Genomic DNA, 25,180 nt, shown 5'->3' on the forward strand with positions numbered 1-25,180 from the left:
ATAAGTTAAAACCTACTTAGTTGCAAAAATCTGCTTGCCGGTTTGCGGACAGTAAACAGGTTCGGGCTGTAAGGCCGGCTGTACATATTCTTTAAGGAACTGGGCTTTGCTATCCTTATACTGGCTAACTGCACCAAACGTATACATCAATTTGATATAAACCCAGGCCATGTCTATCTGGTAAGGCTTAAAACCCGAGCGGGCGCTTTTAGGGAACAGGTGATGGTTGTTGTGCCACTCACCGGCAACAAGGCCAGGCCAAAGCTGATTTACCGACATGTCCTTACGGTTATGATCAATACCTTCGCGGCGTTTATCTTCACCCTTTCCGTGGCCTTCATAGTTAAATGTACGTACTCCTACGGCCCAAAACCCTGCAGCGCCAAATATGGCACAAGCCAGCGCTGGTCCGCCAATAAGGTAAAACACCGTGAACCAGAAGGCCCAGTTGGCAATTACCCCTAATATCATATTAAAAGGTTTAGCCAGCGATCCCCATTTTTGGTATTGTGTGTAACTATTGCAGGTAACACCGGTGTGCTTCATTAGGGTAAGGCAACGCTGATAATCCTTCTCGTTCATGTTGCGGTTAATGGGCTGGTGGTTAACATCTGCCAGGAAACAGTATAAAAAGCCTCCCTGCGCGTTGTACGGATCGCCTGGGGTATCTGAAAGTGCGTGGTGCACGTGGTGCGATATAGCGTAAATCTCTTCAGGAATGATTTTCAACGTAAGATTTTGAGTAACAAAGCGCCAGAAATTATTGCTGAACTTATAGGCGCCATGGGTACAGTACCTGTGGTACCAGATGGTGCCATGCGTACCCATTACCACCATGCTGTATACAAAAGCAATGATAAGGCCCTGCAGAGAGAAATATTTAAAAACGAACAGCAGCAGGAACACTGCCAATACAGCTACCATAGCCCAGCTCATAAAAGAAAGCCAGTTCTTTTTGCTGCGAAAGATGTTTAGTCGTGAAAAAAATTCTTTAAATATTTGGCCAGGAGCAGGTTTGGCAAGGTTGCCGTTCTCATCCTTCCAGCCATAGGAAGGGCGCTCTAGCACATCATGGATAAATGCCATCAGTATCGGGAGGTTAGTTTAAATTAACGGTTTATAATTTAGTTATTAGGGGGCGTTTTAAAGATACTAACTTTATTTTAAAAAACACATACTTACTCTTAAAAATATTAAGATATAATTAAACTAGTAGTTAACAAGTACTATACTCTGCAACAATAGTATGACATAGAACAGATTTTTAAACCTGTTAGCGCATTAATGGTCATGTGATGAGTTAATTGCTTTATCATGATCAAACGTTTAGCCCCCTTGTTGTTATTATTATTTATTGCTGCAAAAGTGTCTGCCCAACAGCCAAGATCTGTTAGCGGATCTTTAGTAGATAGCGTAGGTGCCGTGCCGGGGATGACGGTGAAGCTCACATCAGAGAAAGACAGCGTGGTGGTGGCGAGCGATATTAAGGGTGCGTTTGTCTTTGGCGCTGTATTTTCTAAAAACTTTAAAATAACGGTAAGCGGGCTAGGTTACCAGGCGTTCTCAAGGCGGTACGCTATGGATGATAATACCGGCGCTATACGTTTGGAGCCCATAAGGTTGATAATGGCAACCAACATGCTGAACACGGTTAATGTTACGGCCATAAACCCTATCACCATAAAAGAAGACACTGTTGAATACAAAGCCGCTGCCTACAAAGTGCGGGAAGGCTCGCCGGTTGAGGATTTGTTAAAAAAGTTGCCCGGCGTATCAGTAGACAAGGACGGCAACGTAACTGCACATGGGAAACAAGTTACCAAGGTGCGGGTAAACGGCAAAAATTACTTTAGCGGGGATGTACAAACCGCTACGCAAAACCTTCCGGCAGATATCGTGGAGAACATACAGGTGATTGATGACTACGGCGACCAGGCTAACCTTACAGGCATTAAAACGGGCGATCCTGAAAAGATATTAAACATCACTATACAAAAAGGGAAACGTACGGGCAAGTTTGGCCAGGGTACCGCCGGGATAGGTAACGATGACCGGTATGTTGTACGTGCATCGGCAAATGCCTTTAAGGAAGATGAGCAACTGTCACTTATTGGTACTATAAATAATACCAATGCCAACGCTTTTAACCTTGGATCAGGTGGAGGTGGTGGCGGGCGCGGTGGACGTGGCGGAGGCAACGCCGGCGCTTCCGGCGGGGTAAGTACCGCTAATGGTATCACCACAAACCGCTCGCTGGGATTCAACTACCGCAACGAATGGGGCAAGAAAATAACTGCTTATGGCAGCTACAGTTTTGCCGACCGTGATAAGCTGGCAACTACTACATCGCAGCAACAAAACCTCTTTCAATCGGGTACCATCATCAATAATGATAATAGCGAAAGCAAAACACATAACCTTAACCACCGATTCGACTTCAACATCGAGTACCGCATAGATACACTCAACTACCTGAAGGTAAACCCTAGCTTTTCGTACAATTCATCAAACGATAACACCTCGGATGTCTTTAGCAACACCCGCAACAATTCACTTGTAACCGGTAACGAACTTGCACTTACCAACGCAACATCTCCCAGCGGCGGTGTGAGCGTGCTGTACAATCATAAGTTCCGCAAGAAAGGGCGCAACTTTAGCATCAATACCAATCTTAACTATTCAAAAAACACACAGGACCTAAACGATCAGTACACCACCCGGCAGGACACCGTTGTAACGCCGCTGTATCAGCAAATAAATACTAACAACAGCTCGTCCCGGGTTGGGGTGTCGTTATCCTATACAGAGCCGCTGGTCGCCGGTAATTTTTTGGAAGCAAATTATGCTTATAACCGCAGCAATACTGATAATGAACGTGACAACTTCAACATTGATCCGCTTACCGGCGTGCAAACCTTTACCGATTCGTTAAGCACTTTATATAACTATCAGTTCATCACTAACCGTTTTGGATTGAACCTGCGTGGTGTAAAGGCCAAATACAACTACACTCTCGGCCTGGCAGTACAGCCAACTGAGTTAAACGGGCAGTCGAAAAATTTCAGCACCAGTACACATACCTTTAACTATATACCTACAGCAAGATTCATCTACAACTTTTCACGCAACCACTCGCTTGCAGTTAACTACACCGGAAGTAACAACCAGCCAAGTTTTACACAGCTGCAGTTACAACCGGATTTTTCTAACCCCCAAAATCGCGTCTACGGCAACCCGGATCTGAAGCCGGAGTTCAGCAACAATATCAGCCTGCGCTACAACCAGTTTGACATTGCCAGCGGAAACTCCTTGTTTACTAACTTGTCTTTTACTTCTACGCAGGATAAAATAGTAGCCAATACGCGGCCGGTAACGCTGGACAGCAGTGCTATAGGCACCCGCAACAATACAGCACAGGAAACGCGCTATTTGAATACCGATGGCTTTTACTCAGCCAATGGCAATTACGCGTTCTCAAAACCGTTTGCTAACCGAAAGTTCACAGTGACACTTAACGGCGGAGCAAGTTTTAGCAACAATGTTTCTTTTATAGAGGACGAGCGTAATGTGGGTAAGAACTGGGTATTTAACCAGGGCGCCCGGCTAAGGATTGATATTGACAGCCTGATGGATACGGAGATAAGTGGTAATTACAGCGTAAACACCACTAAGTACAGTTTGCCGTCTTCTATAAACACCAATGCCCGTACCTGGACGCTGGGACTAGATGGCCGCAACTACTTCTTTAATGACTGGGTATTGGGTTATAATCTTACCCAAACTATAAACAACGGCTTCAGCAGCACCGTAAAGGCCAACCCTACCCTGCTAAGTACTTATGTAGAGTACCAGTTTTTGAAAAGCCATATAGGTTCTCTGCGTTTCCAGGCGTTCGACTTGTTTAACCAAAATACAGGCGTAAGCCGCAGTGTAGCAGGCAACCAGATTATTGATACACGTACCAACAGGTTGGGCAGGTATTTTATGCTCACGTTTACGTTGAGACTGCAAAAATTTGCCGGCAGCCAGCGCGGGCGTGGTAACGGCGGTGGAGGACGACGAAACTTTGGCGGTGGCCGGCGCGGTGGCGGTCAGTAACAGCCTGCTTTCATTATATTAGCACCATGTTAAACCAGCGCAGGGTATTTCCGTCTAAAAGAGGATTTGTAATTTACATCCCTTTAATAATTATGGTTGCTATAGGAGGCATTTACCTGTATACCGGTGAATACATTGCGCTTGCCGTAATGCTGACCGTTATCTGTGCCATTTTTCTGCCGGCTTTTTTTGACACCTGGTATGCTGTTAGCGATACATCCTTACAGGTTAAGAGCGGGCTGTTTCATAACAAGATTATAGAGATAGCGGCAATTAAAAAAATAGAAGATACCAGGACCATTTTCAGCGCTCCTGCTTTATCACTAGACCGGCTGGAAATATTTTACAACAAATTTGACTCGATAGTTATTTCCCCGGAAAACAAAGCCGAATTTATTCGCTTGTTGAAAGACTATAATCCATTAATAGAATACGTTAATAAACATGCTTAATAAACTATATAAATGTTATTTGCCGCTGATGTTGGTTCTACTGTTGAACGCGGCCAGCGGCCATGCACAGGAGCTTACTCAACGTAAAAACCGGCTAACCGATTCGGTTACAGAAGTGTACCAAACCTATAAAGAAAATAAGAACATAATGCATGGCCTTTACCAGGCACTGTACAAAAAGAGTACACCTGTAGCTTCGGGCATGTATAACAAAAACGTGCGGGTTGGCATATGGCGTTTTTTTGACAGCAAAGGCCGGCTTATAGAAACTTATGATTACGACAACAAGGAATTAAAATTTGAGGGAAGGGAGGATATCACCTCCGCGCTAAGGTATTTTGTAGACCGTGACCTTGACTCAACTGCTAAGGTGACCAAACCAATAAAGATAGGCGGCAGGTATTACGGATACATACCCTATTTAAGACTATTTACCCTACCGAGAGACTTGAGTGACATCAACAAAAACATCTTCTCGGCAGTGGTAGAATTACTGGTAAGCCCTTACGGACGACTGGCAGACTACAAGGTTCACCTGGTGGCGCCAAATTTTGAACGCGTTATAAATATGAATACGCACCTGCCCGACCCTGCTGATATGGTATTTACGCCAGCCACTTTAAACGGAGAAGGCATATCATGTCGCATCATGATCAAGGCGTACATTACCGACGATGGTCACCTCGATTTCGATAATGAGTAGAATAAGAAGGCCCGCTATACAGCGGGCCTTTATCGTTTTTGTTAGTGGCTGTGGTGACCATCCGGGCCGTGCGCGTGGCCATGGGACAGTTCTTCCGGTGTTGCCGGGCGAACATTAATGATCTCGCCTTTAAAATGCAGGTCCTGTCCGGCCATTGGGTGGTTCAGGTCTACAATTACCGAATCTTCGGTTACTGATACTACCTGGCCCTGGAAACGGTTGCCATTGTTATCCTGTAACGGCAGCACCTCGCCTATCTGGGGCAGGTCGGAACCGTTAAACATTTCTTTTGGAAGGTTAGCTACGGCTTCTTCGTCAAATTCGCCGTATGCTTCTGCTGCCTGTATATGAAAATCGTAGCTATCGCCAGTGGACAGGGTGCTCAAATTTTCTTCAAACTTTGGTATCATTTGGCCTGCGCCGAATAAAAAGGTAAGCGGCTGCTCCTGGGTTGCGCTTTCTACAAGGCCTTCGCTGCCGTCCTCTTGTTTGGTGTAAAGATCGTAGGTTAATGATACTACGTGCTGTGGTTCTATTTTCATGAGAATTTATTTGCTCGTTTAATAATGTGTAAAAAACATTGCCTGCAAAACTAAGGCCGTTTTATTACCAGCTTAATAATAAACGTTTATTATTCAATTTGTTTTAACGAATCTGCCACATTGTCTGCCGGTAAGCTGCAAACCCTATCCCTGCATACATATATCTTAGATACATTGCCGGGCTTATCCGCCAGCAACGATAAAGTTGCTGCATCACCTCCTAAAATGATCTTATTTGGGACATAATAGCTCTCGAACTCCGCGCGCAGTTGCCCTGCATCCTGCCCTGTAATAGCCACTTCGTAAGTTCCCAATATCTCCTCAGCAAGCAGCGTTGTCCAGTTCGGGTAAGCTGTGCCGTATTTTGCAAGATGTGGTACTATGTTCCGCAGCATTTGGGCGGCTATCTCGTGATAGCTTTCCTCATCAAAAAACAGCGCCAATTTACGTAGGTTACGCGCCATTACCGAGTTAGATGATGGTATCACCCCATCCATTATCTCATACTTACGGGCAATAAGGTGCTGGTCATCGTCTGCTGTGTAATAGAATATGCCGGTTTGTTTATCATAGTAGTGCAGTATAGCGTAGTCTGCAATGCCTTTGGCCGTTTGCAGCCATTGCTCGTTAAAGGTAACCTCATAAAGGGCTATCAAGGCTTCGGTAACGTTAGCGTAATCGTCTAAAAAGGTTGCAATTGGCTCATGGTCGCCGTTTGGCAGCAATACCGGTTCTTTAAAAACCCGCAGCAACTTATCGCCCGACAATAAATTAGTTGTGATGAACTCCGCGTTGCGCAGCGCCAGATCAAGGTAGCCCACATTGCCAAACGCCCTATAAGCATCACAGAGGCCTTTCAGCATCAGCCCGTTCCAACTTGCCAGTATTTTGTTGTCCAAACCTGGCCTTATGCGTTTATCACGCGCATCAAAAACCTTCTGGCGGGCGAGGTTGATCCTTCCGCGAAGCTCATCTGCCGCTATGCCCAGCTTTTGAGCAAGTTCTTCGTCGTCGTCTCGCCGGAAAAATACGTTAGAGTGCTCTTCTTCCCAGTTACCTTCATCGGTTACATTGTAATAAATGCAAAATAGTTCGGTGTCACCATCCAATATCTGTTGAAGTTCAGCTTTAGTGAAAATGTAATACTTTCCTTCTTTGCCTTCACTATCTGCATCCAGCGCCGAGTAAAAACCATATTCAGGTGACGTAAGCTCACGTTCCACAAAAGTGATTATCTCATCGGCAATGGTTTCATACAGCTGATCACGTTTCCAGGTGTAAGCTTCCGAGTAAAGGCTGAGCAGTTGCCCGTTATCATACATCATCTTCTCAAAATGCGGCACATGCCATACACCATCTACCGCATAGCGTGCAAACCCGCCGCCTATGTGGTCATATATGCCACCATACGCCATCTTTTTAAGTGTAAGCTGTACTGATGCAGCTATATCATCGTCCTTAAGCAAATGCGCATACCGCATCAGGAATATCCAGTTGTTAGGCATCGGGAATTTAGGCGCTCCGCCAAAACCACCTTCCTTATTATCTATATACCTGCGCCAGGTCTTCATTATTGGCTCCAGGTCTGCACGGCTGTATTCTGCCTGTTCATGCACAAAGGCTACAGATTCATATTGGTTTATGCCCTCGGTAAGTTTTACCGCGTACTCCTCTGCCTCATCGGGCTTGGTGTTGTAAAAATCGGCCAGGTTAAACAGCAGGCTTACCCAATCGTTCTTACGGAAGTATGTACCGCCGTAAATTGGGCGCTGATCTGGCAGGCAGATACAGTTAAGTGGCCAACCGCCCCGACCCGTCATTAGTTGCACCGCGCTCATGTAAATCTGGTCTACATCGGGGCGCTCCTCCCTGTCAACCTTTATACAAACAAAATGTTCGTTCATAACAGCGGCAACACCTTCGTCCTCAAAGCTTTCGTGTTCCATAACATGGCACCAGTGGCAAGCGGAATACCCAATGCTTACGAGTATCAGCTTATTTTCTTCTTTAGCTTTTCGCAGTGCTTCAGGTCCCCAGGGATACCAGTCTACAGGGTTATTGGCGTGCTGCAATAGATATGGAGAAGTGGAATTGGCGAGACGATTCATGCGGTAGTACTTTGTGGTATGACAAACGGTGGCAATTATAGTTGTAAAAAAAACAAAATGCTAACATTCATGCGCGGTATATTTCAATTTATTTTGAAAGTTCAATTATAATAATCTTAACTTTGAGCGTTAATTCTATAACTATGAAAGCTTCGGATCGCCTGAAACGGGCCCGCATTATCATGTTTCTAGCTGCTATTTACAATATTGTTTGGGGCATTGTTATATCGGCATGGCCGCAGATCATGCTTTTTGGCAACCCACCTACTGATTTTCTGCTGATCCTGATCCGCTGCATTGGCATGCTGGTGGGTGTGTATGGCATTGCTTACTATTTTGCCTCACGTGATCCTAATACTTATTGGCCGCTTATACTCGTGGGGTGGATAGGAAAGTTGTTAGGGCCGGTAGGTTCGTTGTACTACATATGGGCAGGTAAGCTTACGCCCGTATTTTTGTGGGTAAATGTTTGGAACGATGTAATATGGCTAATACCTTTCGGCTGGATAATATGGCAGGCGGTGAGAAAACAGCTTATACTTACTGCAAACTAATTAAGTTATATCTGCGCTGGCTGGTTAACATCCAGCTTGTACCCTTTGCTGCGTACAACAATAATTTTAACAGTTGCATCAGCTTCCAGCTTCTTTCTGAGTTTTGAGATGAACATATCCAGGCTGCGCCCAACAATAACGCCTTCATCCTCCCATATTTCCTTTTGCAGCCTGCTTCTTTCTATTATCTCGTTAGGAGCCAAAGCGAAAATTCGCAGCAAACGGGTTTCTGTCCCGGTAAGCTCTGTTGTGTTTCCGTTAACAAAGAGCTTACGGTTTTTTGCGTCGAACAATCCTTGCCCCAAGGTTAACGTGTTGGTATACTGCACCTCTGTTAAAGCCTTTGGTGGCTTGCCATATCTAAATAAAACAAATCCCACCAGTGCCAAAAACGGCAGGCCACCCAGCAGGATTTTATTTCTTACCGTGATTATAGCACCCGGTTTAAATTTTATATTGATTGTGTAATACGCTTTGGGTTGCTTCCTGCCGATACAGGCCACAATATCATATTTCTTATTTTCAGAAACAGCATAACCGTAGGTTATGCCAGCACCGCCGCTATTAAGTACGTTAACAACATAATCACCTGCAAGCGGGTCTTTGGCCAACAACCGCCTGGTAGTATTTACCAGTGAATCCGGCAGAAAAGTAAAATCTTTCTCAAAACTTATCTGGTACTCGTTATTTGCTATTTTCTTAACAGGTAGCACTCTCGATGTACTATCACCTGATTGTAACAGCAACTCATGCCCAATCCTGCGGAGCAAAATCTCTCTCCTTGCCAGGTCAAAGTCATCGCCCTGCGCCATACCAAAGGCCACGCAGATTGTCGAGATCAGCAAAAGCGTTATCGCTGCAAAGACGTAGTTAAGTTTCCCGGAGAGCAGGTTTCGGCTATCAGCCATAGCGTCAAGAATTTATTTACAAAGTTTACAATTTTATTTACAATCTAAGTTCCTCATGCCTAAATACATCAAAGTATTTTTGTTGCACCAACTCTGACAGGATCAGAAAACTAATTCTGAACATAAACTCTACTTAAAACTCATCAAATGAAAAGATTATTGTTATTTATTCCGGCTATCTTCCTGGGAGTATTTCTACTAAATTCTTTTGTACTTACAGATAAGGAAGTAAAAAAGGCACCTACAAAAGAGGGCAAATCATTGTCGATTGCAAACATCATTTTTAAATCTGCTGATGGCGGACAAACATGGCAGGACATTAGTAACGGATTGCCTGAGAATTTGCAGAGAGAAGGTGTGTGGAGAGGTGGTTTATTTGCAGATGACCTGGGGCTGTATTTACGTGCTGGCAATGGATTTTATCGCAGTGATCCAAAGTCCGCCACGCCATTCTGGGCGAAAGAAATGTTTCCGGGTAACCAACGTAACATCATCCCTGGCAAAAATGGGATGCTCGCCTATGATTTACGGGGCCAGTTTTTACAAAAACCGGAAGGAACAAATAGTTGGTCACCCATTTATACCAATTTTCAGGAGCAAGCCACAAGCATTGACAAAACAGAAGATTGGATGTACAAGAATTATAAGGAGAAAGAAGTAAGAACCGTTTTTGAAACTGCGGCAGGCACAGTTCTCGTTGGCTCGAGCAACAGCCTTTTCAGATCAACTAACAATGGGAAAACCTGGAAACAAGTGCATGTTGGAGACGGAAGAATGCAGATAGTAGAATCGGATGGGGTACTCCTGACCACCAGCAAAAATGGAATATTAAGATCTACTAATGAAGGAGAAAATTGGGAGCCTGTACTTAGTGAGGGCGGCCTCGGCATCGCTGTAGAGCGTATAGACGGCGGATTTGCTGCGATAGTGTACAACACCATAACTCAGACCAACAGCCTGCACATCTCTTTAGACAGCGGAAAAACATGGAAAGCCATAGGCGAAGAACTGAAACCATCCTGGAGTGGTTTACTAATGAAAAAAATAGGCTTGCTTAAATCCTCATCGGATATTTTGTCGGTAAAACAGATGGGTAAATATTTGATATGTGGTTGCGCAAATGGTTTATTCCGGTCAGCCGACATGGGTAAAACCTGGCATAAACTAAGCTTTCCTGCTATAGGTAATACTGGCTTCAACTTATCTGTTGCCGGTAACGTGATCTACGTGATACCTAATAAAGGATGTTAAAAATCAAGTTCCGTAATGATAAGTATAAGTATGCTGGCGCAAGTAGGTAGCGTCAGCATACAATATACTATCTGCATTCTCACTATATTTGCCATGTGAGATCATTTGCCATTCTGCTGTTGTTATATGTGCTGATGCTGGCTGTAAGGCCATGCTGCAGCGACAACTGCATGGAAACAGCACCCCTGCAAAAAGAACTTGCAGGCAAAAGCCTGCCAAAGGAAAAAGGCTGCCAGGGCTGCTCGCCCTTTTTCTCTTGCGGAAGCTGTGCAGGTTTTGTGGTAAATAATGCAGTGTTTTATACGGCAACTATCGCCCGCGAAGAACCTGTAGAACATTCCTCTGCCTATCGGCAGCCAATTTTAAAAGAGGTAGCGCAATCCATCTGGCAGCCGCCAAAAATAAGTTAGCCGTACGTTAATGCCGCTCTGCGGCAATCACATTGCTAACTTATAAATCCTCTTCATGAAAAAAATGTTCATGCTGGTGCCGGCGCTATTATTTGCTGTCACCGCAGTTTCTCAAAATACCTTTAAGGCAGTTATTAAAGACGCTAAAACAAACCTGCCGCTTATTGGCGCCACCGCAACATTACTAAACAGTACAAAAGCAGCGGCAGCAGACACCGCCGGACTGATTATCTTGACCAATATCCCGAACGGCAAACAGGTGCTGCAGTACCGTTATGTTGGTTATAAAACCCGTACAGACACCCTTGTTTTCCCGGTACAGCAAACACAGCCTATACTGGTATTACTCGAGACTGAAGATGAAGGTGAAGAACTGGAAGAAGTGCGGGTAAGCGCCACACGTAGCAGCCGAACCATTGCCAACATCCCTACCCGGGTAGAAATGATTGCAGGGGAAGAAATAGACGAAAAAGGCAATATGAAGCCCGGCGACATCCGCATGATGCTTGCCGAAAGCACCGGGATACAAACACAGCAAACATCTGTTACAACAGGCAACTCCAGCATACGTATACAAGGCTTAGACGGCAAGTACACGCAGATCATTCGCGATGGTTTCCCGCTATATTCTGGCTTTTCGGGAGGCTTGGGCCTGTTACAAATAGCCCCGCTGGATCTTAAACAGGTCGAGGTGATAAAAGGCTCCTCCTCTACCCTTTACGGCGGCGGCGCGATAGCCGGCCTGGTAAATCTGGTGTCTAAAAGCCCTTCAGACAAAAGGCAGCTTAACTTTCTGCTGAACGGAACATCTGCCGGCGGACTGGATGTGAGCAGCTTTTACGCCGAAAAGTTCAATAAGACTGGTGCTACAGTTTATGCCGCCTATAATCATGGCTCACCGTATGATCCTGCCGGTATCGATCTTACCGCCATCCCCAAATTCGACCGGTTTACGCTAAACCCGAAGCTGTTCCTTTATTTATCGCATCGTACAGATCTGTCTATCGGGGTCAACAGCACAATTGAGAAACGCATCGGCGGCGACCTGCACTTCATCCGCGGCGATGGCGACGCGCAGCACACTTACTTTGAAAACAATAAAACCGGCAGGTACAGCACTCAGGCAACCTTACAACATAGGTTGGACAACAACAGCAGTATAATTGTAAAGAATAGCCTGAGCTACTTCGACCGAACAATAACATTACCCGATTACCGGTTCGCAGGGAAACAAATCTCTACCTACAGCGAAGCCAATTACTCCTACAAGGGGGCCAAAAGCGAGTGGATCTCGGGACTGAACTATCTGACTGAGAATTTTAGCGAAACCCGCAGCAGCGACTTCCCTTTAAGAAGTTATAATTACGTAACGGTGGGTGGTTTTGTGCAAAATACATGGGATATCAGCCGGAAAGTGATATTGGAGACCGGCCTTCGCGCCGACCATCATAACCGTTACGGCTGGTTTGTACTACCGCGGATATCGGCCTTGTGGAACATCAGCGATAAGTTATCTACACGGCTGGGTGGCGGTTTGGGCTACAAGGCACCAACGGTGTTTACAGAAGACGCTGAACGCATACAGTTCCGCAATGTGCTGCCTGTAGATGTTGCAAACACCAAAGCAGAACGTTCTTATGGCGCTAATTATGATATAAACTACCGTACCGGCCTGTTTGACAATCAGGTTGGACTTAGCATTAACCAATTGTTCTTTTACACCCGAATAGAACAGCCTATCCTGCTGACCGCCCTGTCTAACGGCAACCTGCAATACCAGCAGCCGCCCGGAGATTTGAACACCAAAGGGATAGAAACAAATGTTAAGCTCTCCTATAAAGATTTTAAGCTGTTTATTGGTTACACTTATGCTGATGTTAGTCAGCACACGGGCAATACCATTAGCACCTATCCCCTTGTTTCCAAACACCGGTTGAACAATGTGCTTATTTATGAAATAGAAGACCTCCTGAAGATCGGGCTGGAAGCCTATTACTTTAGTCCGCAAAAACTTAACAATGGTACAACCGGTCGTGCCTACTGGACCACCGGCCTGATGGCTGAAAAGATGTGGAAGCGGTTCTCGCTTTTTATAAACTTTGAGAACCTCACAGATACCCGGCAAACGAAGTTTGGCAGCATATACACCGGCAGCATCACTAACCCAACCTTTAACGACATCTATGCCCCGCTGGATGGCTTTGTTGTGAACGGTGGTATAAAAATTAAACTTTAAACATCAGGGGTGTTACCTTTAACCTTTCGGCGCAATTAGCTAATTTCGCAACTTTAGAAAAGAGGACAGGATTTGGATTATTTAAAAGGGCTAAACCCCGAACAAAAAGCCGCAGTACTGCAAATTGAAGGCCCGGTAATGATTATTGCAGGTGCCGGCTCCGGCAAAACGCGTGTTATTACCTACCGTGTGGCTCACCTTATACGTAGCGGGGTAGATTCGTTTAACATACTGGTGCTTACGTTTACGAACAAGGCCGCAAAGGAAATGCGCGAGCGTATCAACCACATATGCGGGCCCGAAGCCAAGAACATTTGGATGGGTACCTTCCACTCGGTGTTTGCCAAGTTATTGCGCGTTGAAGCAGAGAAGATTGGCTACCCTAACAACTTTACCATTTACGATACCGACGACAGCAAGAGTGTAATCCGCGCGATACTTAAAGAAATGAGCCTGGATGATAAACTGTATAATGCAAATTTTGTATATAACCGCATCTCTGCCGCTAAAAACAACCTGGTAGGCTGGCAGGAATACCAGCAGAACGATCAGATTCAGGCAGATGACCATTCCAGCGGCCGCGGCAAGCTTGGTGTTATTTACCAAACCTATGCGCAGCGTTGTTTCCGTGCAGGGGCGATGGACTTTGACGACCTTCTGTTCAAGACGAACGAGTTACTGAAGAACCACCCCGATGTACTGCACAAATACCAGCAAAAGTTTAAATACCTGATGGTGGATGAGTATCAGGATACCAATTTTTCTCAGTACCTGATCGTGAAACGCCTTGCTGCGGTGCGCGAAAATATCTGCGTGGTAGGCGACGACGCGCAGAGTATATATGCTTTCCGTGGTGCAAACATCCAGAACATCCTCAACTTTGAGAAGGATTACCCTGATCTGAAGGTGTTTAAGCTGGAGCAGAACTACCGCTCTACTCAAAATATTGTTAACGTTGCCAACAGCATTATCGCCAATAATAAGGATCAGCTTAAGAAGAACGTTTTCTCCGAAAAAGAGACAGGCGACAAAATAAAAGTAATGCGCGCCTTCAGCGACAACGAGGAAGGCAAGATGGTGGCAGAAGCCATTATGCAGGACCGTAGCAACTACAGTATGAAGTGGCACGACTTCGCTATATTGTACCGTACTAACGCGCAGTCCCGCTCTATGGAAGAGGCGCTTAGAAAGCTTAACATCCCGTATAAAATTTATGGCGGCCTCTCCTTCTATCAGCGTAAAGAAATAAAGGACCTTATCGCCTATTTCAGGCTCACCTTTAACCCTAACGATGAAGAAGCGTTAAAACGCGTTATCAACTACCCTAAACGTGGTATTGGCGATACAACTGTAGACAGGGTGATAGTAGCGGCAGACAAACACCAGCTTACCCCTTTTGAGATCATACTGCAGGCTAACCGTTACGTGGAGAAAGCACCTGCGTCGCTGGTGAACTTTGCCACCATGATTCAGAGTTTCCAGGTGATCACCAAAAATCAGAGCGCCTATGAAGCTGCCTTGCATATTGCCCAGCACTCGGGCTTGCTTAAGGACTTGTACGAGGATAAATCTGTAGAAGGGCTTAACCGCTACGAAAACATACAGGAGTTGTTAAACGGTATAAAGGAGTTTTCGGAACGTGAGGACATTGAGGAAAAAGGCCTGGATATTTTCATGCAGGACGTTGCGCTGCTTACCAATGACGACAACGACAAGAACCCCAACGCCGATACTGTTTCGCTCATGACCATCCACTCGTCAAAAGGATTGGAGTTCCCGCAGGTATATGTAGTTGGTTTAGAGGAAAATCTGTTCCCGTCGCAAATGTCACTCAATTCAAGGTCAGACCTGGAGGAAGAGCGCCGTTTGTTCTACGTAGCCGTAACCCGTGCTGAGCGTAAGCTAAGCATCAGCTACGCTACTTCTCGTTTTAAATTTGGCACACTCATTAACTGCGAGCCAAGCCGCTTTCTGGACGAGATAGACGCCAAGTTCCTTGATCTGGAAAAATCGGCTAAACCGGCAACAAGTTCGTTTTTTGATGACGAACGTACCGCCTGGAGCCGTAAAGCCGATAGCAAACCCGATACATTTTCACGGCCAAAGGTTGCTACCGCACCGTCAGCCGCTAAAACAACATCCATACTGGCTAAGGCACACGTGCCATCACCCGGCTTTAAACCGTCTGACACATCTAACCTGCAGGTAGGCATGCAGGTAGAACATGAACGTTTTGGATTTGGCAAAGTTATTAGCCTGGAAGGCAACAAGCCCGATATAAAAGCAACCATCTTTTTTAAAGACATAGGGCAGAAACAACTGCTGCTTAAATTTGCTAAACTGAGCATCGTAAACGGGAATGAGTAACACTTATTCCCGTTTCTTGTAGAAGTAATTCCACACTTTTTTTTCATCAACAATTAACTATGCCTTAATACAGCAGTCAAATGCACATATATGAATATGGCACTGGGTTTGGATAGTATTTGATACCCTTTTCCTATAATTAATTTATTATGTACATGATGAGCGAATCAATTAAAAAGAAAACCAACAAATCGGCTGGTAAGAACATCCGTACGCTTCGCCACGAACGCGGCTGGAGCCAGGAAGATGTAGCTAACCGTTTAGGTATTTCTATTCCTGCGTTCTCAAAAATTGAAACCGGAGTTACCGACATCAATTTATCTCGTCTGGAACAAATCGCCAATATTTTTGAAGTGAGTGTAGTAAACCTGCTATCGCTTGAATATGTTGAGGAACCAACCACACAAGACCACAGCCTTACTCTTGTTCAAAAGAAGTTATTTGACAGAGAGACAGAGATTACCAGCCTGCAGCGCAAGGTGATACTGCTTTATGAAGAGCTATTAAGCAAGAACGGCAGCTTATAAAAAGTGGGTGTTGTTTAGTAAAAGCAACACTTACTTTTTTTGTGGACATCTCAATTTTTCGCATTACTTAATATAGTTTAACCTATCGTAAAAATATTGCGCAAGGTGAAATTTAACGCTTTAAATGTTAAGTTATAAAACTTAATGTGTTAAATATCTTAAACAAACTGGTTTTGGAAATATAATTGTAAGGTAAACGACGTAATCAAAACGGAGAGTTTATGTCGACTTACATGATATCTATTTCAAACGCTGACGTGCAGAAGGATGGTACTATTCATGATCCTAGTAATAAGCTTAAAGTAAAGGCTTTTAACTTGCTAAAAGCAAGATTTAAACCGCGTAAGGGAGAAGTGAGGTTTTTTGTTACCGCCGGTGATGAAAAGCTTGCCTTTGAAACCGAGGGGTACGAGCGCCACAGGCAGTTACACATCCTGCAGATGATATCTCATTATTGTGTATACCTCGGATTACTGGAAGCGCAAATTCATACCCATTTACCGGCTGCTTAAGATTATGCCATGGGGTTGCTGGTATCATTAAGCATGTCGCTCATTTCAATAATTTTCTGATCAATGTCTGATACGCATTTGTCCATCATCCGTATACATTCTTCCTGATCAACCAGTCCTTCTTTTTCCAGATTCATTAGTCCGCGCAATGTTGCTATTGGCCCCCTTATCTGGTGAGATAGGTAGCTGGAGTAGTCGGACAGCTTTTTATTTTTCAGCTGGAGATCTTTGGTGCGCTCATCTATAATCTCTTCCAGGTGGTGGTTTATCCTGTCCAGGTTATCTTTTTGCCGAGATACTTCCCCGTTCAGGTCTGTAAGCTTAGCGTTGGTAGCTGCTTTGCGCTTTACGTTGCTCACCAGCAAAGCAATTACTACCAGCAGCAGGCCGGCTACTATGGTTACCGCCCAAAACTTTATACGGTCGTTTTGCTGCCGCTGTATAATCAAGTCTTTATCCCGCTGCTCTGCCTGTACCTTAAATTGTTCTTGTATGATGTTTATCTGGGTCGACTCGTTGGAGATATGAATAGTACTGTCCTGCTTAAAAATCATTTGCAGGTATTTAAGCGCTCGCTCGTAGTTCTTCCGCTTTAGTTCCAGCTGGTAAATCGTCCAGTTATAATCAGATGCCAGCTTTTCGTCCTCAACCTGCTTAGAATAGGCAAGCCCTTCCTGCATTATCCTTTCGGCATCATTAAATTTCCCTTTGGCAATGTATAATGATGCAAGTGTAAGGTTTGTGCTGGCCACAAGCTTGTTAAGGTCCATCTGTTTGGCTGCCTTGTTGGCCGAGAGTAACAGGTTCTCGGCCGTATCAAGCTGGTTAAGCGCGAAGTAAATTACCCCCCTGTTCTGTTCGGCCTGTACAATGTTTACGGTATCCTTTGTTTTAATAAAAAGTTCGTTACTCTTGTTATAAAAGTTAAGCGCCTGGTTAAAGCTTTTTTTACGATAGTAAACGTTGCCTATGTTAAGGTATGTTGAAGCTATTAATTGCTCATCTTTTAGCTGCCGTGCTACCCCAAGTGATTTATTAAGATAATCGAGCGCCATGCCGTAATTATTATCCAGGTATAAGTTACCTATGTTGTTATACACCTTGGCCTCGCTGCGGATATCATTGGCTTGCTTAAAAAAATCAAGAGCGTTAAGGTAGTCGTCAATAGCCTGCCTTGATTGGTTAAGATAGTAGTTACCAATACCCCTTATCCGGAAAGACTCGCCTATGCCGCGGGTATACTTAATATCTTTTGCTATCCCCAAAGCACGGGAGGCGTAAGACACCGTTTGCTGTGGGCTGGTTAACCGGTTGGCATAAGCCAGCTTATTTAGCTTAACTACTTCGGTGGTATCGTTGTTGTTTAATTCGGCGCTACCATTAGCACGAGCAGCCGAACCTAAAAACAAGAATATACCCAGTAAATAAACTTTGATCATCGGCCTCTGTATGTTGATTTTAGTGGAAAGTTAGGAATATTATGACAAGTAAACAGGTTAAAGTAAAATTTCAAAAAAATGTGCTTAACTTTTTCGACAATATTTACTGTTAATTAAAAAACATAAGTATATTTGAACTGTTAAATTACTGTAAAACAACAACTTAGTGTCACCTAAGGTTATTGTTTGGCAAATTTACAAAACATCAATCTACCTTTTGAAAATTGCACATCGCTAGGGATGTGCTTTTATTAACAAAGCATACTGGTTGTTGATAATTAAAAGTATCTGTCAATGATATTACACGTACAAAACCCTATGAAAAAAATCCGCCTTACGACATTTATTGTTTTGACAGGTATACTGGCTTCCTGTATGCAGCGAACAGATATAAAGGTAGTCAAGGTTACTCTTAAAGCTGGCGTAGGCCTCCGCAAAGATGTAGGCACAGCAGATTGATCATCCATAAATTATAACGAATTAAATACATCAATATGAAAAAAATTATAATAGCAGCCCTTGTATTAGTGTCGGCAACAGTTGTTTCCTGCAAAAAACAACTTACGGCAAAAACGGCCTCAGTTATTGAGCAAAACACCAGCCCCTTTAGAAAAGACGTAGGCACGGCTGATTAATAAAAAGAAAATAATAAACTCTATAAAAGCAATTCAATAATAAAACAATGAAAAAGACAATTATCGCGGCAGCACTAGTATTTACCACCGGCGTTATCTCGGCATTCACCGTTATCCCTGCCCAACGCGACACCATCACTAAGAAGACCACCTCTACAAGAAAAGACGTAGGAACTGCGGACACCAGGAAAGATGTAGGTACTGCAGATACAAGAAAAGACGTAGGCACGGCGGACTAAGCATAAAACCTAAGTCAAGAGGCAAGAGTCAAGAATTAAGAATTAAGAATTAAATCAAAGTATTAAAAACATGAAAAAGACCATCATAGCAGCAGCATTAGTATTAACAACCGGTATCGTATCAGCATTCACCATCGCTCCCGCTCACCGCGACACAATCACTAAAAAGACCACCTCTACAAGAAAAGACGTTGGAACTGCCGACACCAGGAAAGATGTTGGTACAGCGGACACAAGAAAAGACGTAGGCACTGCTGATTAATTAAGTAACAGGTAGAAAAGTAAATCATCAGTAATCATAGAAAATCAAAATCAAGAATCATGAAAAAGACCATTATAGCAGCAGCATTAGTATTAACAACAGGTATCGTATCGGCATTCACCATCGTTCCCGCTCACCGCGATACCATCAATAAGAAGACCACCTCTACAAGAAAAGACGTAGGAACTGCGGACACCAGGAAAGATGTAGGTACTGCAGATACAAGAAAAGACGTAGGCACGGCGGACTAAGCATAAAACCTAAGTTAAGAGGCAAGAATCAAGAGTCAAGAATTAAGAATTAAATCAAAGTATTAAAAACATGAAAAAGACCATCATAGCAGCAGCATTAGTATTAACAACAGGTATCGTATCGGCATTCACCATCGTTCCCGCTCACCGCGATACCATCACTAAGAAAACAACCTCCACAAGAAAAGACGTCGGAACTGCCGACACCAGGAAAGATGTAGGTACAGCAGACACAAGAAAAGACGTAGGCACAGCGGACTAAGCATAAAACCTAAGTTAAGAGGCAAGAATCAAGAGTCAAGAATTAAATCAAAGTATTAAAAACATGAAAAAGACCATTATAGCAGCAGCATTAGTATTAACAACCGGCATCGTATCTGCATTCACCATTGTTCCCGCTCACCGCGACACTATCACTAAGAAGACCACCTCTACCAGAAAAGACGTTGGAACTGCTGACACCAGAAAAGATGTAGGTACTGCAGATACAAGAAAAGACGTGGGCACAGCCGACTAACCAGAGGGCTGATCGCATACATTTGAAATGGTGCCAAGCACATTGGCCTGACACCGGAGTTGTTTATTTGCCTTTGGTACAGTTATCCAGGTTGTAGTTCAGCGTATAACCTGCACGGCTGTCCGTTTGCTGTCTGCCCGTTTTGGTGTCTGTAACGTATGGCTTTTGGCCAAGGCTTTGTGATGAAAGCTTAAACTGAACGGCCATGGTATCCTTTTGGCCTTCCTGCATAAAGCTCCATACGGCATCAATTTTATTACCGTTTAGTGTGCCCAGCAAAGTACCCTTTCGCCTGTCTTTTTCTTTTGGCAACCAGTTTAATTCGCCGCTTACTTTATTCCCGTTTATTATCAGGTGAACAGCAGTGGTATCCTGGTTCTCCGTTCCTTCAGTGCGTAAAAAACAATACTCCATGTTTTGCGCCGGCGTATTTAGCTTCGCGGCGTAAGAAGTGTCCCCTTTCCCGCTGTCGGTAGCAAGGCTGTCTGCATTTTTTTCGCTTTTGTTTCCTGCGCATGAGGCCATGGCAGCTGCTAATATTATTACGTATCGTCTCATGTTGTGTAACATTTAAGTTGGATATACTACAAGTATATGCTTAAATAGTTCTTTTTCTTTTTGGTTTAAAGCTATATTCGGGTTAATCAATTCGCCATGCTTGTAACTAATTTCACACCCTTCCCAACACTAAAAACCAACCGCCTGTTGCTTCGTGACATTGAGCTTGCGGATGCTGAGCATGTGCTCAGCGTACGGTCCGACCCACAGATGATGCAGTACATTGGCAGGCCTTTGATGACCGGCCGCGATGAGGCAAATGCCTGGGTGGAGGTAATAAAAAGCAACCAGGCGGCAAATGAAAGTATTAACTGGATGATAACAGAGCATGCTGATAATGAAGCGATTGGAAATATTTGCCTTTGGCGCATAGAAAAACACAACTACCGTGCAGAAATTGGTTATATGCTGGCTGCAAGCCACCAGGGCAAAGGACTTATGCAGGAAGCTATTGCAGCTGTTATAGCCTACGGCTTTAATGATATGGGCTTACACTCCATTGAAGCTAACGTTGACCCGGACAACCAAGCCTCTATAAAACTGCTGGAGCGCAACGGTTTTGTACGGGAAGCCTACTATAGAGAGAACCATTACTTTGATGGTAAATTCCTCGATTCTGCAGTCTACTCGCTGGTCGTAACAAATTATACGAGCCCGTATTAAATTTGTTAGTTAATTAGAAATACATATCTTGCCGGCTGCAAACCTAATGCTGTGCTTATCACAACTTAACGCAGGCTTCTAAAAACAATTTATAAACAATACAGTTACACTAAAAAAAACATTACACATCATGGCAGCAAAATCAGGAGGCATTACGGCCTATTCGGTAAAAACAAAGACTAAAAATGTACCTATGATCGATCCGGTTATCGATATTAAGTCTGGCAGATATATTGCAACCGGCAAAGATGCCGAAGGCAACAAAATGGCTGCTATAATGGGTAAAGCCACTGCCGAAGAGCACATCAAAAACGGCAACGCTAAAAAAGGTAGCGGCTGGTAAATAATACTTCCTGTAAAAAGGAAAAAAGGAGCGGTTGCCTTGGTAACCGCTCCTTTTTTTATGGAATTAAAAATCAGCCGCTTTATACCTGTAAAAAAACTCCACATTCCAAAAAAAGCTGAAAATTACAATGTGAATTAGTGCGATTTTTAAAGGCTACTGCACACAAAATAATACAAAAACAGTCATTTTGATGCTGTTAAGGGCTATTTCTGAAGGTTTTCTGCAGGTGTTCAAATTGCGCTAAAATTGCACCGGCACAAAAAAAGCTGAACACTTTTGAACAGTTGGAGTAAAAATCAGATGCTCACTCCGCCCCAGTTTTTGTAAGGTGTAACCGCCAGGTTAGAGTTATGGTATCGGTTATCAGTACTTACTTCCTGCAGCACCCAGTCGGGCTTTTCAAACTGCTGGTCTTCGCTGTTTAGTTCTATTTCCGCCACAATCAGTCCCGCGTTATCGCCGGTAAACACATCTACCTCCCACGTGTTGCCGCCAACCTCTATTTCGTAACGGGTCTTCTCTATCTTAGATACGGTGAGGTCATTAAGTATCTCATTACCATCAGCAATTGGTATTTCATACTCGTATTCGCTGCGGGTAATACCCGTGGTGCTGCCTTTAAGGGTAAGGTAAGCAACTGTATCCGTCACACGGATGCGCACGACCCGGTGGTCATCACTTAATATATAGCCCTGCTTAAACAACCTGCCTTCGGGTTTGCTAATTGCCTGCCATTTTGCATGGTCAACCAAAAACTTTCTTTCTATTTCGATACCCATACTATTTATCTAACAATAATGTTATAAAGTGTTAAAACCCCTGCATATTAAACAGCCCATAAAGCTAAATGTTTATCTTAGCCCGGTACACTTATTTTACGATGAATTTAAAAAGATACGCATTATTTCTTCTGCTGACCGCGTTTTGCCTGCCTGCTTTAGCACAGCGCGATACAGTAAGTTTAAATACGATAGTTACCAAAACTTCAAAACAGATAGCCACCTACCCTTTCGAGAAAGTTTATCTTCATCTGGATAAGCCCTACTATGCCGCAGGAGATACTATTTGGTTTAAGGCATATGTAACTATGGATAATCACCTGCCAACACAAATAAGCAATGTAGTGTACGTAGATATTGCAAACGGCCAGGATTCTATCAGCAGGTTACTTAAACTCCCGATAGTTAATGGTGTAGCAAGCGGCAGCCTGCCACTGCTACCTGCCGATTTCCGACAGGGAAATTATCATTTAAGAGCCTACACAGCTTACATGCGCAACTATGAACCCGAGTACTTTTTTAATAAGAATGTAGTAATAGGCAATGCCGTGCAAAACGAGGTAGCTACAAACGCTTCATTTAAATCTACAGTAAACGGCGGCGCAACCAAGGTTAACGCAGCTATAACCTATAAAGAGCAGAGCAACACATTACTGTCCAATAAAAAAGTAACCTGGACGGTAGTATCAAACGGCGAAGAGATAAGCAAAGGCAAAGGCACCACTGATGCAAATGGGATACTAACAGCTGAATTTACCGGCAGCGCCGGACCCATAAAAAACGGAACGCTGGTTACGGTGATAGATATGGGCAACCGCAAAGCGGTGACCAGCAGTTTCCCACTTAAGAACTTTGTTGGTGGTAACGATATTCAGTTCTTTCCGGAAGGCGGCGAACTTATTACCGGTGTACGTTCTAAGGTGGCATTTAAAGCGATTAACAACAATGGCACAGGTACTGATGTGAAAGGCGACGTTACAGACAACACCGGAACTGTGGTAGCTACAATCACCTCAGCGCATTTGGGAATGGGTTTCTTCGCCTTTACACCCGAAGAGGGTAAAACTTATAAGGCCAACGTCACCTACACCGACGGTAATAAAGGCAGCTACGACATGCCCCGCATCCGTACTTCAGGAATAAACCTGTCAGCTTATAACAACGATCCTGAGAACCTTACAATAAAAATTTCGGCAAACAGCACCTATTTTCAAGCCAACCAAGGCAAGGTCTACTATATAATTGCACAAAGCGGGGGCGCTGTTTTCTTCGCAGCACAAACGTCGTTAACAAGCGCCATTTACAGCGCAGCAATCCCTAAAAGCAAATTCCCGACCGGATTAGTACAACTTACTCTATTAACTGATCATGGTGTAGCGCTTTCAGAACGTGTTGTTTTCATGCAGCATAATGATGCACTTAATTTATCGCTAACTTCAGCCGCAAAAAGCTATACCACGCGTCAAAAGGTCAGGTTGGCAGTATCCGCTAAAAACAAAACCTTACCGGTAGCCGGCAACTTTTCAATATCGGTAATAGACGAAACCAAGGTACCGTTTGATGAGAGCTCTGAAACTACAATCTTAACAAGCCTGCTGCTTACATCAGACCTTAAAGGCTATATAGAAAAGCCTAACTACTATTTTGGCAAAGATGCAGCTGCAGCAGATAACCTGGACATATTAATGCTTACTCAAGGTTACAGGCGCATTTCTTACCGAAATATAATTGCAGGAAAGGCACCTAACATCACTATACTTCCAGAACAAAACGGGCTTGAGGTAAGCGGAGTTTTACGTAATAGTACCGGCATGACCATCTCCAAAGGGTATGTAAAACTACAGGTACCTTCTAAGAACTTTTTTGCAGAGTCGGTGACCGATATGGTCGGCAATTTCCGCTTCTCCAAATTAAACTTCGCCGATTCCTCTAAAGTTATTATTACTGGCCGTGCATCCAACACACCAAGCAGGAACCTGGTTGTAACTGCGAATGATGAAACTTACCAGTACCCATCAAAAAATAACATGACAGGAGATGAGGTGGTAAATATCGACAGTACATTTAAAGACTATCTGCAAAACAGTAAACGCAGGTACGATAACCTGCACATTTTGAAAGAAGTAGTGATTAAATCTACTGTTATAAAGCCTGCGAGTCACTCAAATTTTCCCGCTTTAACCGGCTTACCAGCACTCGCCGACCAAACTGTTGATGGTAGCAGACTTAAAGGATGTAATAACTTGATGACCTGCTTACCATCCATGCTGCTTGGGGTAACGGTCGATAACAACATAATTTATCTTGCTCGTAATTACAACAGCGACAAAAAACCTATGCAAGTCTTTCTAAACGGGATGCCGGTAGATTTCACCTCACTAAGTACAGTTTCTGTTGCGGAAGTTGATAACATTGAGGTGTTTAAAAATACTGGCGTTAGCGGCATTGACGCGCAGTACGGCACTGCCGGCCTTGTAGAAATAACGCTGAAAAAGAAAGAGAAAGGCACTAAAGTATCATTTGCACAATTACAGGAGTTAATACCGCCTCCAAATATACTTACCATAATGCCGCTGGGCTACGCCATTAACCGGGAGTTCTACTCTCCTAAGTATGATGTTATTAAAACAGGCAATCTTGGTGGTGACCTACGTACTACCATTTACTGGAACCCTAAGGTGGTAACGGATAAAACAACCGGCGCTACTTTTGTGGAATTCTACAATGCAGATGGCAGGGGAACTTACAAGGCAACTATAGAAGGCATGGATGCTGATGGCAACCTGGGGCGGTACGTATATAGATACACTGTTAAATAGCGTT

General features: G+C 44.0%; 27 protein-coding genes. 20 read left to right on the forward strand and 7 right to left on the reverse strand.

The window, feature by feature from the left end; genetic code table 11:
- Positions 1-12: 12 nt before the first annotated feature.
- Positions 13-1,086: a fatty acid desaturase gene (locus tag DYU05_RS07425; RefSeq protein WP_117382319.1), complete on the reverse strand. Its 1,074-nt coding sequence runs from the start codon at positions 1,084-1,086 to the stop codon at positions 13-15.
- A gap of 228 nt (positions 1,087-1,314) precedes the next feature.
- Here DYU05_RS07425 and DYU05_RS07430 point away from each other — a divergent pair, with 228 nt between their 5' ends.
- From DYU05_RS07430 to DYU05_RS07440, 3 genes are read left to right on the forward strand one after another with little or no spacing between them, the layout of a single operon-like run.
- The gene (locus tag DYU05_RS07430) at positions 1,315-4,098 is read left to right on the forward strand and encodes a TonB-dependent receptor (protein ID WP_117382320.1); all 2,784 of its coding nucleotides are present in this window, start codon (positions 1,315-1,317) and stop codon (positions 4,096-4,098) included.
- A 26-nt stretch (positions 4,099-4,124) separates the two neighbouring features.
- Positions 4,125-4,550, forward strand: coding sequence for a PH domain-containing protein (locus DYU05_RS07435; RefSeq protein WP_117382321.1), 426 nt, complete (start codon positions 4,125-4,127; stop codon positions 4,548-4,550).
- Entirely contained in the window at positions 4,543-5,253 is a 711-nt protein-coding gene (locus DYU05_RS07440; RefSeq protein ID WP_133300191.1) for a toxin-antitoxin system YwqK family antitoxin, read from the forward strand. The genes DYU05_RS07435 and DYU05_RS07440 overlap by 8 nt, the downstream gene beginning before the upstream one ends.
- 41 nt (positions 5,254-5,294) lie before the next feature.
- On the opposite strand, the gene DYU05_RS07445 is transcribed toward DYU05_RS07440, so the two are convergent.
- Positions 5,295-5,795 carry an FKBP-type peptidyl-prolyl cis-trans isomerase gene (locus tag DYU05_RS07445; RefSeq protein ID WP_117382323.1) on the reverse strand — a complete coding sequence of 167 codons (501 nt, stop codon included), beginning with the start codon at positions 5,793-5,795 and terminating at the stop codon, positions 5,295-5,297.
- Between the two features lie 89 nt (positions 5,796-5,884).
- On the reverse strand, positions 5,885-7,903 hold the full coding sequence (locus DYU05_RS07450; RefSeq protein WP_117382324.1) for a thioredoxin domain-containing protein: 2,019 nt from the start codon (positions 7,901-7,903) through the stop codon (positions 5,885-5,887).
- Positions 7,904-8,046: 143 nt separating this feature from the next.
- Between DYU05_RS07450 and DYU05_RS07455 the strand changes: the two genes are divergently transcribed.
- Positions 8,047-8,457 carry a hypothetical protein gene (locus DYU05_RS07455; RefSeq protein WP_205771816.1) on the forward strand — a complete coding sequence of 137 codons (411 nt, stop codon included), beginning with the start codon at positions 8,047-8,049 and terminating at the stop codon, positions 8,455-8,457.
- A 5-nt stretch (positions 8,458-8,462) separates the two neighbouring features.
- Here the strand turns inward: DYU05_RS07455 and DYU05_RS07460 are convergent, their stop codons facing one another.
- Positions 8,463-9,365 carry a winged helix-turn-helix domain-containing protein gene (locus DYU05_RS07460; protein ID WP_117382325.1) on the reverse strand — a complete coding sequence of 301 codons (903 nt, stop codon included), beginning with the start codon at positions 9,363-9,365 and terminating at the stop codon, positions 8,463-8,465.
- A 147-nt stretch (positions 9,366-9,512) separates the two neighbouring features.
- Between DYU05_RS07460 and DYU05_RS07465 the strand changes: the two genes are divergently transcribed.
- The 6 genes from DYU05_RS07465 (at position 9,513) to DYU05_RS07490 (ending at position 16,668) form a co-directional block, all read left to right on the forward strand.
- Positions 9,513-10,616 carry a WD40/YVTN/BNR-like repeat-containing protein gene (locus DYU05_RS07465; RefSeq protein WP_117382326.1) on the forward strand — a complete coding sequence of 368 codons (1,104 nt, stop codon included), beginning with the start codon at positions 9,513-9,515 and terminating at the stop codon, positions 10,614-10,616.
- Positions 10,617-10,711: 95 nt separating this feature from the next.
- Positions 10,712-11,026 (forward strand): DUF6660 family protein, encoded by a 315-nt coding sequence (locus tag DYU05_RS07470; protein ID WP_165852019.1) that lies wholly within the window; start codon positions 10,712-10,714, stop codon positions 11,024-11,026.
- Positions 11,027-11,081: 55 nt separating this feature from the next.
- On the forward strand, positions 11,082-13,262 hold the full coding sequence (locus DYU05_RS07475) for a TonB-dependent receptor (RefSeq protein ID WP_117382328.1): 2,181 nt from the start codon (positions 11,082-11,084) through the stop codon (positions 13,260-13,262).
- Between the two features lie 72 nt (positions 13,263-13,334).
- Positions 13,335-15,629 (forward strand): ATP-dependent helicase, encoded by a 2,295-nt coding sequence (locus DYU05_RS07480; protein WP_117382329.1) that lies wholly within the window; start codon positions 13,335-13,337, stop codon positions 15,627-15,629.
- A 155-nt stretch (positions 15,630-15,784) separates the two neighbouring features.
- On the forward strand, positions 15,785-16,156 hold the full coding sequence (locus DYU05_RS07485) for a helix-turn-helix domain-containing protein (protein ID WP_235853970.1): 372 nt from the start codon (positions 15,785-15,787) through the stop codon (positions 16,154-16,156).
- Between the two features lie 221 nt (positions 16,157-16,377).
- Complete coding sequence (locus tag DYU05_RS07490) at positions 16,378-16,668, forward strand: hypothetical protein (RefSeq protein ID WP_133300193.1); 291 nt, start codon at positions 16,378-16,380, stop codon at positions 16,666-16,668.
- Between the two features lie 2 nt (positions 16,669-16,670).
- On the opposite strand, the gene DYU05_RS07495 is transcribed toward DYU05_RS07490, so the two are convergent.
- Entirely contained in the window at positions 16,671-18,107 is a 1,437-nt protein-coding gene (locus DYU05_RS07495) for a tetratricopeptide repeat protein (protein ID WP_117382331.1), read from the reverse strand.
- Positions 18,108-18,425: 318 nt separating this feature from the next.
- Here DYU05_RS07495 and DYU05_RS21070 point away from each other — a divergent pair, with 318 nt between their 5' ends.
- The 7 genes from DYU05_RS21070 to DYU05_RS07520 all read left to right on the forward strand — a co-directional run bounded on the left by DYU05_RS21070 (position 18,426) and on the right by DYU05_RS07520 (position 20,011).
- Entirely contained in the window at positions 18,426-18,566 is a 141-nt protein-coding gene (locus DYU05_RS21070) for a hypothetical protein (RefSeq protein ID WP_165852020.1), read from the forward strand.
- A gap of 35 nt (positions 18,567-18,601) precedes the next feature.
- Entirely contained in the window at positions 18,602-18,742 is a 141-nt protein-coding gene (locus DYU05_RS21075; protein WP_165852021.1) for a hypothetical protein, read from the forward strand.
- Positions 18,743-18,789: 47 nt separating this feature from the next.
- Entirely contained in the window at positions 18,790-18,981 is a 192-nt protein-coding gene (locus tag DYU05_RS07500) for a hypothetical protein (RefSeq protein WP_117382332.1), read from the forward strand.
- A gap of 70 nt (positions 18,982-19,051) precedes the next feature.
- The gene (locus DYU05_RS07505) at positions 19,052-19,243 is read left to right on the forward strand and encodes a hypothetical protein (protein WP_117382333.1); all 192 of its coding nucleotides are present in this window, start codon (positions 19,052-19,054) and stop codon (positions 19,241-19,243) included.
- 59 nt (positions 19,244-19,302) lie between these two features.
- Entirely contained in the window at positions 19,303-19,494 is a 192-nt protein-coding gene (locus tag DYU05_RS07510) for a hypothetical protein (protein WP_117382334.1), read from the forward strand.
- Between the two features lie 70 nt (positions 19,495-19,564).
- Positions 19,565-19,756 carry a hypothetical protein gene (locus DYU05_RS07515; protein WP_117382335.1) on the forward strand — a complete coding sequence of 64 codons (192 nt, stop codon included), beginning with the start codon at positions 19,565-19,567 and terminating at the stop codon, positions 19,754-19,756.
- Positions 19,757-19,819: 63 nt separating this feature from the next.
- Complete coding sequence (locus tag DYU05_RS07520; RefSeq protein WP_117382335.1) at positions 19,820-20,011, forward strand: hypothetical protein; 192 nt, start codon at positions 19,820-19,822, stop codon at positions 20,009-20,011.
- A gap of 63 nt (positions 20,012-20,074) precedes the next feature.
- Here the strand turns inward: DYU05_RS07520 and DYU05_RS07525 are convergent, their stop codons facing one another.
- On the reverse strand, positions 20,075-20,569 hold the full coding sequence (locus DYU05_RS07525) for a hypothetical protein (protein WP_133300194.1): 495 nt from the start codon (positions 20,567-20,569) through the stop codon (positions 20,075-20,077).
- A 96-nt stretch (positions 20,570-20,665) separates the two neighbouring features.
- On the opposite strand from DYU05_RS07525, the gene DYU05_RS07530 reads away from it, so the two are divergent.
- Positions 20,666-21,232 (forward strand): GNAT family N-acetyltransferase, encoded by a 567-nt coding sequence (locus DYU05_RS07530; RefSeq protein WP_117382337.1) that lies wholly within the window; start codon positions 20,666-20,668, stop codon positions 21,230-21,232.
- A 130-nt stretch (positions 21,233-21,362) separates the two neighbouring features.
- A complete protein-coding gene (locus DYU05_RS07535; protein WP_117382338.1) occupies positions 21,363-21,575 on the forward strand; it encodes a hypothetical protein in 213 nt (70 codons plus the stop codon).
- 299 nt (positions 21,576-21,874) lie between these two features.
- Here the strand turns inward: DYU05_RS07535 and DYU05_RS07540 are convergent, their stop codons facing one another.
- On the reverse strand, positions 21,875-22,357 hold the full coding sequence (locus tag DYU05_RS07540; protein WP_117382339.1) for a CYTH domain-containing protein: 483 nt from the start codon (positions 22,355-22,357) through the stop codon (positions 21,875-21,877).
- Positions 22,358-22,458: 101 nt separating this feature from the next.
- On the opposite strand from DYU05_RS07540, the gene DYU05_RS07545 reads away from it, so the two are divergent.
- On the forward strand, positions 22,459-25,176 hold the full coding sequence (locus tag DYU05_RS07545; RefSeq protein ID WP_117382340.1) for a carboxypeptidase regulatory-like domain-containing protein: 2,718 nt from the start codon (positions 22,459-22,461) through the stop codon (positions 25,174-25,176).
- The last annotated feature ends 4 nt before the right edge of the window (positions 25,177-25,180 follow it).

Origin of the sequence: Mucilaginibacter terrenus (assembly GCF_003432065.1) — a bacterium.
In the GTDB taxonomy this organism is placed as follows: Bacteria; Bacteroidota; Bacteroidia; order Sphingobacteriales; family Sphingobacteriaceae; genus Mucilaginibacter; species Mucilaginibacter terrenus.